This is a genomic window from Desulfofarcimen acetoxidans DSM 771 (assembly GCF_000024205.1).
Lineage (GTDB): Bacteria > Bacillota > Desulfotomaculia > Desulfotomaculales > Desulfofarciminaceae > Desulfofarcimen > Desulfofarcimen acetoxidans.
In genome coordinates, this window is the sequence record NC_013216.1 from 580,686 (window position 1) to 594,555 (window position 13,870).

General features: G+C 44.0%; 12 protein-coding genes. All 12 read left to right on the forward strand.

Annotated features, from left to right (window positions below):
* Window positions 1-25 precede the first annotated feature (25 nt).
* On the forward strand, window positions 26-955 hold the full coding sequence (locus DTOX_RS02765) for an energy-coupling factor transporter transmembrane component T family protein (protein WP_015756201.1): 930 nt from the start codon (window positions 26-28) through the stop codon (window positions 953-955).
* A complete protein-coding gene (locus DTOX_RS02770) occupies window positions 919-2,673 on the forward strand; it encodes an ABC transporter ATP-binding protein (RefSeq protein WP_422698389.1) in 1,755 nt (584 codons plus the stop codon). Before DTOX_RS02765 ends, DTOX_RS02770 begins: the two co-directional genes overlap by 37 nt.
* A complete protein-coding gene (locus DTOX_RS02775; RefSeq protein ID WP_052292904.1) occupies window positions 2,645-3,385 on the forward strand; it encodes an ECF transporter S component in 741 nt (246 codons plus the stop codon). Before DTOX_RS02770 ends, DTOX_RS02775 begins: the two co-directional genes overlap by 29 nt.
* A 193-nt stretch (window positions 3,386-3,578) precedes the next feature.
* A complete protein-coding gene (locus tag DTOX_RS02780) occupies window positions 3,579-4,016 on the forward strand; it encodes a YkvA family protein (protein ID WP_015756204.1) in 438 nt (145 codons plus the stop codon).
* 418 nt (window positions 4,017-4,434) lie between these two features.
* On the forward strand, window positions 4,435-5,475 hold the full coding sequence (gene argC / locus DTOX_RS02785; RefSeq protein ID WP_015756205.1) for an N-acetyl-gamma-glutamyl-phosphate reductase: 1,041 nt from the start codon (window positions 4,435-4,437) through the stop codon (window positions 5,473-5,475).
* A 147-nt stretch (window positions 5,476-5,622) separates the two neighbouring features.
* Complete coding sequence (gene argJ, locus DTOX_RS02790) at window positions 5,623-6,840, forward strand: bifunctional glutamate N-acetyltransferase/amino-acid acetyltransferase ArgJ (RefSeq protein WP_015756206.1); 1,218 nt, start codon at window positions 5,623-5,625, stop codon at window positions 6,838-6,840.
* A gap of 28 nt (window positions 6,841-6,868) precedes the next feature.
* The gene (argB, locus tag DTOX_RS02795) at window positions 6,869-7,756 is read left to right on the forward strand and encodes an acetylglutamate kinase (protein WP_015756207.1); all 888 of its coding nucleotides are present in this window, start codon (window positions 6,869-6,871) and stop codon (window positions 7,754-7,756) included.
* A 160-nt stretch (window positions 7,757-7,916) separates the two neighbouring features.
* Window positions 7,917-9,119 carry an acetylornithine transaminase gene (locus DTOX_RS02800; RefSeq protein WP_015756208.1) on the forward strand — a complete coding sequence of 401 codons (1,203 nt, stop codon included), beginning with the start codon at window positions 7,917-7,919 and terminating at the stop codon, window positions 9,117-9,119.
* 27 nt (window positions 9,120-9,146) lie between these two features.
* Window positions 9,147-10,109 (forward strand): ornithine carbamoyltransferase, encoded by a 963-nt coding sequence (gene argF / locus DTOX_RS02805; RefSeq protein WP_015756209.1) that lies wholly within the window; start codon window positions 9,147-9,149, stop codon window positions 10,107-10,109.
* Window positions 10,110-10,167: 58 nt separating this feature from the next.
* Complete coding sequence (locus DTOX_RS02810; protein ID WP_015756210.1) at window positions 10,168-11,373, forward strand: argininosuccinate synthase; 1,206 nt, start codon at window positions 10,168-10,170, stop codon at window positions 11,371-11,373.
* Window positions 11,374-11,421: 48 nt separating this feature from the next.
* A complete protein-coding gene (gene argH / locus DTOX_RS02815) occupies window positions 11,422-12,792 on the forward strand; it encodes an argininosuccinate lyase (protein WP_015756211.1) in 1,371 nt (456 codons plus the stop codon).
* 187 nt (window positions 12,793-12,979) lie between these two features.
* Window positions 12,980-13,816, forward strand: a complete 837-nt coding sequence (locus tag DTOX_RS02820) for a hypothetical protein (protein WP_042316546.1) — start codon at window positions 12,980-12,982, stop codon at window positions 13,814-13,816.
* The last annotated feature ends 54 nt before the right edge of the window (window positions 13,817-13,870 follow it).

Sequence of the window (13,870 nt, forward strand, 5' to 3'; positions counted from 1 at the left end):
ATTTTTTTGCTAAGGAGTGTTGGGTGTGCGGGAAAAATTGTTTTATCAGGAAAAAGGCCTCTTCATACAAAGCCTGCACCCGTTTACATCTGTAGTTTATCTGGGTACGCTGCTATTCCTGTCCTTAGCCTTTAACAACCCGCTTTATTTACTCGGAATATTAATAATGATTGTTTTAGCGATATGGGCGGCGGATGGTTGGAAGACCTGGGAAACATATATGATAATAAGTTTGCCCATGATATTGTTGATTATTGTCATAAACCCCTTAATTAACAGCGCCGGAAAAACTGTTTTATGGTATGGTCCTCATATTCCGTTTTGGGGCCGCCTTAATATTTCTTTGGAAGCTATATGCTACGGAGCTGCTATGAGCGTCAGGCTTTTGGATATTATCAGTTTGTTTTGCCTGTATAATATAATCGTTCACCCGGATAAAGTCTTGAACCTGTTTTCCAGATTTGCAGGTAAATCCACGCTGGTAATATCCTTGTCTACCAGGCTGTTTCCGAGCATGTTCAGGGAACTGGAGAATGTTAAAGATGTCCAGCGGCTGCGAGGTGTTGACTTCAGACAAGGGACAATCAAGGAGAGAATTAAGAAACATTTTTCTTTGATTAATATATTGCTTTTGTCTTCTCTGGAAAACTCACTGGGCATAGCAGAATCTATGCAGGCTCGCGCCTTTGGCAGCGGGCCTCGCTCCGTTTACTCCGCACATATGCTGAGACCGAGAGATATACTGTGCCTGAGCGGCAGTTCTCTGGCACTGGGAATAAGTATCTGGGGATTGCTGCGCGGTTTTGGTATGTATAATTTTTACCCGCAGCTGGATTTTTTAATCAATGATCCGGTAACTGTAGTTGTGTTGGCTGCTGTTATGTTAAGTTTATCCGTTCCGGTATTGTTGAGTTGGGGGTGGCAGTATTGCCGGTTTATGAAATCAAAGATCTGATTTATTATTATCCTGAGGCTGAAAAACCTGCCCTGGACAGGATTAGTCTTGATATTGAAGAGGGTGAGTTTGTTTTGGTGGCCGGTGGGTCCGGTTCGGGTAAGTCTTCCCTGGCCAGGGTCTTGTCCGGGCTGCTGCCGGACTTTTATGGCGGGCGTTTTGGTGGCAAGGTGTTGTTTAAGGGAACTGATTTGCGCAGTATGGACCGGCGTAAGCTGGCGCGAAATGTAGGCATGGTCTTTCAGGATCCGGAGAAACAATTAATAATGACAGGTGTCGAGGCTGAAATTGCTTTTGGTCTGGAGAATCTTGGTTTACCAAAAAAAGAAATGATGCGCCGTGTGGCTGAGGTGATTGGTTTTCTGGATTTAGCGGCAATAAAGCGGGAGTTTACCGCTGATCTGTCCGGCGGGCAGAAACAGAAACTGGCCCTGGCTTCTGTTTTGGCTATGCAGCCGCAGGTCTTAATTTTAGATGAGCCTACTTCTCAGCTGGATCCTGTGGCAGCGGAAGATTTTTTTAATCTAGTTAGAAGATTAAATGAAGAGATGGGTTTTACTGTTGTCTTAATTGAGCAAAGGCTGGAAAGGTGCTATCATTTGGCTGACCGGGTATTGCTTATGGATGGCGGAAAAATTGTATGCGCGGGCAGGCCGGATCAGGTGGTTTCCTGGTCGGTTCAAAGAGATAAATTTTTTCTTCCCCCGGTAGCCAGGTTCTTTTCTCTAATGGGTTTTTCCAGTGTTCCGGTAACCATCAAAGACGGTAGAAAGAAATTGCGAATATCATTGAAAGGAAAGCATTATTCAGGTCAGGCGGATAAGTGTTTGATGAATACTCTGAAGAAAAATGTTCCGGCCAAAGCGGAAAATAGTATGCCTCCGCTGGCTGAAGTGAAAAATTTATGGTTTACCTATTCCAATGGCAAGGAAGCATTGCAAAACATCAATTTACAAATCCGGGCCGGTGATTTTGTAGTTGTCCTGGGGGAGAATGGAGCCGGCAAATCAACTTTGTTAAAAACAATGACGGGTCTTTTACAACCGGGGCGCGGCAAGGTCTTATACCGTGGGGCTGACTTTAACAGAAATAAAGAGCAGTATATGGGCCGAAAGGTAGCCTATCTTTCTCAAAACCCTAACGACTATCTTTTTCAACGCACTGTGGAAGATGAACTTATGTTTACCTTGAAGAATTGCCAGATGGAGGACGACGGTATTGTTGATAAACTACTGGCGGATTTATATATAGATTCTTACAGGAAGGTGAACCCGCGCGATTTAAGCTGTGGAGAGAGACAGCGGGTGGCCCTGGCTTCGGTGCTGGTAACCAGGCCGGAACTTTTGGTGCTGGATGAACCGACCAGAGGAGTAGATTATCAAATTAAAGCCGATTTGGGCAATTATTTGTCCGGCCAGGCCAAAGCCGGGGTAGGAGTGCTTTTAGTTACCCATGATGTGGAATTTGCCGCCGAATATGCTTCACGGGTAATTATGATGTTTGACGGTCAAATAATTTGTGAGGGCACAAAACATGAGGTTTTAGGCACGTCAGTATTCTACTCCCCGCAAATCTGCAAACTTTGCACCGGCTATTTTGACAATATAGTGACATTTCAGGAAGCTTTGCAAAAAATCGGGCCTTTGTTATCCTGCCGGGCAAATTGCCTTGATCAAGATAAAGGGAGTGATGGTTTTGAACTCAGACACATACAATAATCAGGCAAACCCTTTAATGAAAATTTTATTCCCTTTTTCCTTGCTGGTAATTCTGGGTTTGTTATTTGCCAGCATCAGGCAGGATAGTTTTTTACTTAAACAGGGTTGGGGATTGCTTTCAGCGGAAATTATTGTTATAGCGCTGGCTTTTTGCTACTGGGGATTTGAGAAGAGCAGAATATCAGCCCGCGAGATATCTTTTATTGCTGTGTTGGGCACAATTGCAGCCGTGAGTCGTGTTCCCTTTGCCGCTTTGCCGGGGGTGCAGCCTGTTACGTTTATAGTTATCATATCCGGTTATGTGTTTGGGTCACGGGCCGGGTTTATGGTCGGCTCCACAGCGGCCCTTGTTTCTAACCTTTTTTTGGGCCAAGGACCCTGGACACCCTGGCAAATGTTTGTCTGGGGTTTGGCCGGTGCGTCAGCCGGTTTAATTAAAAAGATTATTCCCAAAATCGGGACCAGGAGTTTGATAATTTTCTGCTTCTGCTGGGGTTATCTTTACGGTTGGATTATGAATCTGTGGTTTTGGACAGCTTTTGTTCAGCCCTTAAGCTGGAAGTCTTTTGTTCTCACCTATGCCGCAAGCTTTTGGTATGAAACTTTTCACGCCGTAGGAAATGTTATTTTTTATCTTCTTTTAGGCACTGGTTTTATTGAAATATTAGAGCGCTTTCGCAGAAAGCTGAAAATAGAGATTATTGATGAGTGAAGTTTTTTATTTGTCAAGGGCACTGGTGTAGATTTATTTTAGTTCAAAAGTGTTGTTTTTACGCAGAAAATTATGATTTTGTTGGATTGAATAATTTTTGATTAACAGGGGGAAATCCCCTTTAGTTGTCGAATATAATTAAGCAACATTTATAATGTATAATGGCGGTTGCTTTCCGTTAGGAGGAGATAAAGTGAACAGTAAAGAACAGGATTTCTATCAGAATCTAAGGATGAAAATGAGAGAGTGGTTGACATCCTCTGACGGTTCCACTAACAAATGGGCTGAATACTTGATGTTTGCACCAGATTTATTTCACTTGCTCTGTAAACTTGTGTTGGACAAGAGCGTATATGTCTCCGATAAAACACGTTTGCTTGCTGCCATTGCCTATTTTATATCTCCGGTTGACTTAGTGCCGGAAGCTTTGCTTGGACCGGCCGGTTTTGTTGATGACATAGCCCTGGCTGCTTATGTAATAAACTCTATTATCAAGAACACAGATGCTGAAGTTGTCAGGAAGCACTGGGCTGGCAACGGGGAAGTACTGGGTGTTATTCAATCCATACTTGGTGTAGCCGATGAAATGGTAGGCAGCGGGTTGTGGAAAAAACTAAAGAAGAAAGCTTGAATAAAAGCTGTGGATTATTTTAAAAACTTGCTGCGATTACCGGAGGGAACTAGATATATAAATATTAAACCCTTTCCACATGGCGAGACCACTGAAAAACACTTATTTTTTGTAAAACGCCGGAACAATTAGTTTAAAGAAAACACACGGAACCACTAGATATTATAGTGGTTCCGTGTGTTTTTTAAAATAAATTTACTTTTTCAGTGACTTCCCCATGGCGGAACGGTTTTGTACTTACTGTAATACTTAAACTAAATGCGGATAATTTATTACGCTAAAACCATTATGTGATATAATTAACCTGGGTAGGAAGACAAATATATTTAATCTAAAAGGAAAAAATTATATTGTATTTTTATTCTTATAACCGTATAATTATTAGTGTTATGCAGTATGCATCTTGGAGGTGACTTTAGTGATTAAAGCGGCAATTATAGGAGCTACCGGCTATGCTGGGGCGGAACTGGTGAGAATTTTATCACGGCACCCGCAGGTTCGGTTAACAGCAATTACTTCGCAAAGTTACGCCGGTCAGGCCTTTTGGCAGGTTTATCCACATTTATATAAATATATTGACTTGACTTGTGAAGAAATGGATTTAATTAATATTATAAATCAGTCGGATGTTATCTTTGCTGCACTGCCCCATGGTCATGCTATGCCGATAGTACTGGAAGCGGTTAAGCAAAATAAGAAAATTATCGACTTGGGAGCGGATTTTCGTATAGATGATCCCGTTGTTTATGAAAGCTGGTATAAAGTTACACATACCGCGGTGGATTTATTGGCAGAAGCTGTATACGGTTTGCCGGAGATAAATCGCAATAGGATTAAAGAAGCCAGAATTCTGGCTAATCCCGGTTGTTATCCTACCAGTGCGATTCTTGGCTTGGCCCCTTTATTAGCCAGAGGTTTGATTGAACCGGAGAGTATAATCATTGACTCCAAATCAGGTGTTTCCGGTGCTGGGCGAAGTTTGTCCTTGAACACTCATTACTCGGAAGTAAACGAAAGTATCAAGGCCTATAATATTGGACAGCACAGGCATACTCCGGAGATTGAACAGGAGATAAGTAAAATCGCCGGTCAAAAAATAACGCTTAGTTTTACACCTCATCTAACACCGATGATCAGGGGTATTCTTAGTACGATATATGCCAAATTAAAAATAGAGGCACTGGATATGGATTTAGGGCAGCTTTACCGTGATTTTTATCAGGAGGAGCCTTTTGTGCGGGTGCTCCCGGAAGGTTGCTTGCCGAGGACAAAGGATGTATCGGGTTCTAACTTCTGTGATGTTGCTGTGGTAAAGGATAAGAGAACCGGCAGGGCAGTTGTAGTATCAGCTATAGATAACCTGCTTAAGGGTGCGTCGGGCCAGGCAGTTCAAAATATGAACATAATGTTTGGTTTTGCCGAAGCAACAGGAATTGACGATCCCAGCCTGTATCCCTAGACTGTTTTAATAAAGTAAAAATTTATGTTGCATAAGCAAGGTTGGTATTGCATAATTTCCTAGCATAAGTTGCCTATGGCTTTCAAGAAAGTCGCTTAAGCGACTTTCTTAAGATTTGAAAAAGGAATATTTCAAGGAGTGTTAAAGTTGTCAAAAGAATTTAAGCTGGAATTAGTACCTGGCGGTGTTACTGCAGCCTCCGGTTTTACTGCTTGTGGTGTGAGGGCGGGTATAAAAAACGATAAAAAAGATTTAGCAATAATTTATTCGAAACTACCTTGTTCGGCGACTGGTGTTTATACAACCAATAAAGTTCAGGCGGCTCCGGTTCAGTTAACTAGGCAAAGACTGTCTGACGGCCATGCTCAGGCAGTAATTATTAACAGCGGTTATGCCAATGCCTGCAATGGGCCGCAGGGTTTGCGTGATGCATTAAAAACCTCTTCAGTTTTGGCCGAATCTCTTAACATTCAAGAAAACCAGGTGCTGGTGGCTTCCACAGGTGTAATAGGTCAGAATTTGCCTATGGATAAAATACTTAACGGCATTGCCCTGGCTGTATCTCAGCTCAGCCCTGAGGGGGGGCCGGACGCGGCCGAAGCGATAATGACTACAGACACAGTATCCAAGCAAATTGCTGTAAAATTTGAATTGTCCGGTGTGCCGGTTGTGATCGGCGGTATGGCCAAGGGTTCCGGAATGATTCATCCCAATATGGCTACCATGCTGGGCTTTATTACTACTGATGCTGCGGTAGATGTTCATTTGTTAAATAAAGCATTAAAATCAGTTGTAGAAAAAACTTTTAATATGATCACTGTAGATGGGGATACCAGCACCAATGACATGGTGCTTCTTCTGGCTAACGGGGCGGCCGGGAATCAGCAACTGGACAGTGAGGGTTCTGATTTTGAGCTGTTTTGCTGTGCTCTTTGCGAGGTATGTATAAGCCTGTCCAAAGAAATTGCCGGTGACGGTGAGGGTGCCACCAAGCTGGTGGAAGTCAAAGTAATCAATGCTGCAACCGTAAATGATGCCAGGCTGGCGGCCAAGACTGTGGCGGCCTCCAATTTAGTTAAAACCGCTATTTTCGGAGCAGATGCTAATTGGGGCAGGATCATATGTGCGGCAGGCTATTCAGGGGCTGATTTTGATCCGGGAAAAGTAGATATTTTTTTAGGCAATGAGCAGGTGGCAAAGGACGGAAAGGCACTTGATTTTAGCGAAGAGAATGCTTCTGAGATACTCTCTCAAAAAGAAGTTAAGATTTTAATAGATTTTAAAACCGGTACGGAGACAGCAACCGCCTGGGGCTGCGATCTTACCTATGACTATATAAAAATAAACGGCAGTTACAGGTCTTAAGCCACAAAAGCAGAAGGGGAGAATCACTTTGTTGACTGCTCTGGAAAAGGCGGGCATTTTAGTTGAAGCGCTGCCTTATATCAAAAAGTTTTATGGAAAAACAGTGATAATCAAATACGGCGGTCATGCCATGATTAATGAGCAGCTTAAACAGGCCGTTTTAACCGATGCCGTGCTGATGAAGTTTGTGGGCATGCACCCGGTTATTGTACACGGGGGTGGCCCGGAAATTACCGGCATGTTGAAGCGGGTGGGAAAGGTTTCCGAGTTTGTCGGCGGCCTGCGGGTAACGGATCGGGAGACTATGGAAATAGTTGAAATGGTGTTGGTCGGTAAGATAAATAAGGATATTGTGGCACTAATCAACCGTTTTGGCGGTCGGGCTGTGGGACTTTGCGGCAAGGATGCCGGCTTGTTTAAAGCGGTCAAAAAACCTGGGACATTGCGTTTGCCGGACGGCTCGACTCAGGAAGTCGATATTGGTTTTGTCGGTGATATTAGCCGGGTAAATCCTCAGATAGTTGTCAATCTAATCGGTGAGGGGTATATTCCGGTTATCGCTCCCGTTGCTGTCGGGGACGGAGGGGAAAGCTATAACGTAAATGCCGATTATGCTGCCGGTAAATTAGCTGAGGCCTTGAAAGCTGATAAATTTATTAACCTTACTGATGTAGAGGGTATATTGCGGGACAGAAATGATCTTTCTTCATTAATATCAACCTTGCACGTGGATGAAGTGCCGGAATTAATTAGACAGGGTATTATTGACGGTGGGATGATTCCAAAAGTAGAATGCTGCATAGAAGCCATCAAAGGAGGCGTGCCTCAGGCACATATTCTAGACGGCAGGGTTCAACACTCTATACTGCTTGAAGTGTTTACCGATCAAGGCGTCGGTACGATGGTGGTGAGTTGACAGCTTATTTCGATGAAAAGTTCACTGCATGCAATTATTAATCAAGTCTAAAAATTATATTTGGCAAATAGCGTTAATATGTAAGATATGCATAATTATTAATCGTAAGTATAAATATTAATCAAAGTTATTTTTTATGCAACAGTCGGGGGTGTATTTTTTGAATAACCAAGAAATAATTGAAGTTGGCGGCAAATATGTGATGAACACCTATGGCCGTTTGCCTATGGCTCTGGTAAAAGGTGAAGGGGTAAAGGTCTGGGATGCGGACGGAAATGAGTATCTGGATTTTATAGCGGGTTTGGCGGTAAATTCGCTGGGCCATTGCCATCCTGCTGTGACTGAGGCTATTGCCAGGCAGGCCTGTGCTTTGATGCATTGTTCCAATATCTATTGGATTGAGCCTCAGGTAAAGCTGGCCCGGCTTTTGGCAGAAAACAGCGATTTGGACAAGGTGTTCTTTTGCAACAGCGGAGCGGAAGCCAATGAGGGCGCGATCAAGCTGGCCCGTAAATATGCCAAGCAGCACCTGGGTTCAGGCAAATATGAGATTATCACAGCCTTAAATTCTTTTCACGGCAGGACGCTGGCGGCCATTACTGCCACAGGTCAGGCCAAATACCAACAAGGTTTGGAACCCCTGCCGGCAGGTTTTAAATATGTTCCTTTTGGAAATATTGAAGCTTTAAAGGAGGCGGTTGGACCACACACCTGCGCCGTTATGCTTGAACCCGTACAGGGTGAAGGCGGGGTTAACCTGGCTGCACAGGAATACTGGAATCAGGTGCAGGAATTGTGCAGCGAAGAAGGTCTGCTGTTGATTCTGGATGAAGTGCAGTGTGGGTTGGGGCGTACAGGAAAGTTTTTAGCCTATATGCATTACGGGCTAAAACCTGACATAGTCACACTGGCCAAAGCTTTGGGCGGTGGATTTCCTATCGGAGCAATGATGGCTGTCGAGAAAGTAGCCTCTGCCTTCCAACCGGGAGATCATGCCGCGACTTTTGGGGGAAACCCCTTAGCCAGTGCGGCGGCTCTGGCTGCAATGAACACAATGTTAAATGAAGGTATTATTTTAAACGCAGAAAAAGTAGGTAATTATTTTAAGCATAAGTTGACTGAACTGGCGGCTAAATATCCAGTGATCAGTGAAGTCAGGGGTTTAGGACTGATGCTGGGAGCGCAGTTGACCGTGCCGGGCGCTGATATTGTAAGTTATTGTCAGCAGAAGGGCCTCTTAATAAACTGTGCCAACGGTAATGTTTTAAGATTTATTCCGCCTCTAATTATTACAGAATCAGATGTGGATAAGGTTGTTAATTTACTGGATGAGGCGTTGGGAAAAATAGAGAAAAGGGTCTAAAACTAATTTATACAGGAGGTGTTTTCAATGTCCTCACTTTTACAATTACCCATCAGCAAGGATTTTAAAGGAAGAGATTTCTTATTGCTGCTTGATTTCAGTGCGGAAGAAATTAAGCACTTAATTAACGTTGCGGTAGAATTGAAGGCTATACAAAAAAAAGGTGAGCCTCATCCTTACCTGCAGGGTAAAACACTGGCCATGATATTCCAAAAATCTTCTACCCGTACCAGGGTTTCTTTTGAGGTGGCTATGTATCAATTAGGTGGCTATCCCTTATTTTTAAGCAGCAACGACCTGCAGATGGGACGTGGGGAAACTATTGCCGATACAGCCAGAACTCTTTCCCGTTATGTAGACGGCATCATGATTCGTACCTATGCCCAGTCGGATGTGGAGGAACTGGCTGAATACGCAGACATACCGGTAATCAACGGACTGACCGATCTCGTGCATCCCACCCAGGTAATAGCGGATTTGCAAACCGTTCTGGAGCACAAGGGCAAACTGGCCGGCTTGAAAATGGCTTTCCTGGGTGACGGTAATAATGTAGCCCATTCACTAATGGCCGGTTGTGCCAAAGTCGGTATGAACATTACACTGGCCAATCCTGCCGGCTATAAGCCTTTGCCCGAGATGGTGGAAAAAGCCAAGCAGGTTGCTGAAACAACAGGCAGTATCATTGAGATAATTGAGGACCCGGTGGCCGCCGTAAAGGACGCCGATGTAATATACACTGATGTTTGGGCCAGTATGGGCCAGGAAAAAGAGCAGGAGGAAAGAGCGAAAATGATGGCTCCTTACCAGGTGAACGCTGAACTGGTGCGTCATGCCAAGCCGGATTATATTTTCCTGCATTGCCTGCCGGCTAAAAGAGAGCAAGAAGTAACATCAGAAATACTGGATAGCAATCATTCAGCAGCCTTTGATGAAGCAGAAAATCGTTTGCACGCACATAAGGCTATTCTGGCTCTCCTAATGCAAAAATAACTTATTCATAACAGAATTTTATCGGTAATATATCAAGAAAAAGGGAGCGTTTCAATATATGGCAAAAGTTGTACTTGCTTATTCGGGGGGACTGGATACTTCCATTATTATTCCCTGGCTAAAAGAAAACTACGGCTATGAGGTTATTGCCATGGCCGCCGATTTGGGACAGGGTGAGGAACTGGAGCCTTTACACGAAAAGGCTGTTAAGAGCGGGGCCTCCAAGCTCTACATTGAAGACGTGAGAAAAGAATTTGTCGAAGAATATATCTTTCCTACACTCAGGGCAGGGGCGATATATGAAGGCAAATACCTTTTGGGAACTTCCATGGCCAGACCTTTGATTGCTAAAAAACTGGTGGAAATAGCTGTTAAAGAGGGTGCGGAAGCGGTAGCCCACGGCGCAACCGGCAAGGGTAACGACCAGGTGCGTTTTGAACTTGGGGTTAAAGCTCTGAAACCGGAGTTAAAAATAATTGCTCCCTGGCGTGAGTGGGATATCCGTTCCAGAGATGATGCCATAGATTACGCTCAGGCCCGTGGTATTCCGGTACCCGTAACCAAAGAACGCCCGTACAGCATGGATCGCAATCTGTGGCATTTAAGCCATGAGGGGGGCGATTTAGAAAGTCCATGGAATGAGCCGCCCCAGGATCTTTATCTCTTGACCGTGGCTCCTGAGAAGGCTCCTGATCAGCCTGCTTATGTAGAACTGGAATTTGAACAGGGGCGGCCGGTAAAATTAAACGGTACCGCCTGTGACCCGGTAACCTTAATTGAAAAGCTAAATGAATTAGGCGGTCAAAACGGCATTGGTATAACTGATATGGTGGAAAACCGCCTGGTAGGCATGAAATCACGCGGTGTTTATGAAACACCTGGTGGTACAATACTATATAATGCACACAGAGAAATGGAGCTTTTGACCTTGGACAGGATGACCTTGCACTATAAAGAACTGGTTGCAGCCCGCTATGCTGAATTGGTTTATGAGGGTGTTTGGTTCGCGCCTTTAAGAGAGGCTCTGGATGCATTTGTGGACGCAACACAGCGAACAGTCACCGGTACAGTGAGAATGAAGCTTTACAAGGGCAACTGTACACCTGCCGGGGCAAAATCACCTTATTCACTATATAGCGAAGAGCTGGCTACCTTTGGTCGGGACGAGGTTTACAGCCAGAAAGATGCAGCAGGCTTTATTAACCTCTTTGGCCTGCCCCTAAAAGTCAGGGCAATGATGGAGCAAAAAACCGGTCTAAGGTAGACATCTTATCAGATGCGAACTTTAAAACTTTTGGCAGGAGGACTTGCGATGGCCAAGCTTTGGGGTGGTCGTTTTGAAAAAGAATCGGATCACTTAATGGAGGATTTTCATTCCTCCATTTCTTTTGATCAGAGATTGTATAAACAGGATATTGCCGGCAGTATGGCCCACGCCAGGATGCTGGGCAAAGCAGGCATTATCTCTAAAGCAGAAGCGGAGCGGATAGTAGCAGGTTTACAGGAAATACTGGCGGATATCGAAGCGGGTAAAATAGAGTTTTCCGTTGCCGCGGAAGATATTCATATGAATATCGAAGAACTGTTAACTCAAAGAACCGGAGAAGTTGGCAAAAAACTGCATACCGCTCGCAGCCGCAATGACCAGGTGGCGCTGGACGTACGCATGTATTTAAAAGAAGAGATAACAGAGGTCATGAATCTTATAAAATATCTGCAGGATACACTGGCGGAGCTGGCCGAAGAACATCTGGATACGGTACTGCCCGGCTATACTCATTTACAGAGGGCACAACCGGTAACCCTGGCACATCACCTGATGGCTTATTATCAGATGTTTAGCCGTGATCTGGACAGGCTTGGCGACTGTTACCGCCGCACTGATGTAATGCCTTTGGGTTCCGGGGCTCTGGCCGGCACCACGTTTGCCCTGGACCGGCAGTATGTGGCCGAACAGCTTGGGTTTGCCCGTATCAGTGAAAACAGCCTGGATGCCGTGGCGGATCGTGATTTTGCCGTAGAGTTTGCTTCGGCCGCCTCTTTGATTATGATGCACCTGAGCCGGTTTTGTGAAGAAATAATTCTCTGGTCTACAGCGGAATTTGCGTTCATTGAATTGGATGATGCTTACAGTACCGGCAGCAGCATGATGCCTCAAAAGAAAAACCCGGATGTGGCGGAATTAATTCGTGGCAAAACAGGTAGAGTTTACGGCGATTTGCAGGCTCTTTTGACTATGCTGAAGGGCTTGCCGCTGGCCTATAACAAAGATATGCAGGAGGATAAGGAAGCGCTGTTTGATGCCGTTGATACAGTAAAGAAATGCTTAATGTTGTTCCGGCCCATGCTGGCCACTGTAAAGGTGAAGAAAGAAAATATGGCAAGAGCCGCCCGTGGTGGCTTTACCAACGCCACTGATTTAGCCGACTATTTGGTCTATAAGGGGGTACCTTTCCGCCAGGCTCATGAAATAGCCGGAAGACTTGTTTTGTACTGTTTGGCCAAGAAAAAGACACTGGAGGAAGTTAGCCTCGGGGAATACAGGGAATTTTCCGATTTGATAGCCGAGGATATTTACCAGGCTATTGATATAAATCATTGTGTGGAAGCCAGAAAGGTTTATGGCGGGCCGGCCAGGGCTGTTGTGCAGGAGGCTATAAACAGAGCAAGGGGAAAGTTTTAAAATAAAGCAAAAGAGGGTGACTCAGGCCAATTTAGGATTGAGTCACCCCTATTTATTTATTCCTCTCGGGATATTGGTTTTTTTTATTTGTTTCAAGTGAGTATTTTCTGTTTTGGAAATAATTAAAAACACATTTTCAACGACAATCAGATAGGATATAATTTCATAAAGAAGGAAGGTGAATGATCTGGAAACAGAAATCACCCGGCACAACAATGATGTGATCATGAAAGCAATGGCAGAAACCTTTAAAGATAAAACTCTTCGTCTCTTTGGCTTGAATACAGAAAAAATTATAGGCGTGATACCTACCGTTCTACCCGTATTGGAAGTTAAAGAGAATAGAACAGACTATATCTTTCTGTTAGAAGATAACACTCTACTGCATTTGGAATTTCAAACTACCGTTAATTTAGAAAATCTGAAACGATTTTTACTCTATGATGCCAGACTAATCAATAAAGACAATCGGAATGTTAATACCGCTGTTGTTTACTCCGGGCGGATAGAAATAGCTCCTGAGCAACTAAAGCTGGGTTCCATAGTTTACCAGGTAATCAATGTTTATATGAAAGATTATGACGGAGACGCGGAATATAATAGATTGCATGATAAAATACTCAAGCACGAGGTTTTGGATGAGGAAGATATATTGAAGCTGATCTTTTTGCCCTTGATGAAGAGCAAGCATACCGAAGAGGAAATGGCTATTCGCGCGGCAGAACTGGCTAAAGAAGTAGAGGGTGAAATCAAGACCTTTATAATTGGTGCAATTATAGCCGTTACCGATAGGTTTATGTCTGAAGACTACAAAAAGAAATTACTGGAGGTGTTGAGAATGACCCAAATCGAGCGGTGGATTAGAGAAGAAGGTAGAGAAGAAGGTAGAGAAGAAGGTAAAAAGGAGGGTAAAATGGAAACGGCCAAAGCAGCCCTGGCAAAAGGCTTCAGTATTGAAGATGTTATTGAAATTACCGGGTTGACTAAAGAAGTAGTTCGAAAGCTAAAAAACGAGATGAATTAATACTATTAAAGATAGCAATTATTGTAGTCTAATATGTTGTAGAAACCATTAATT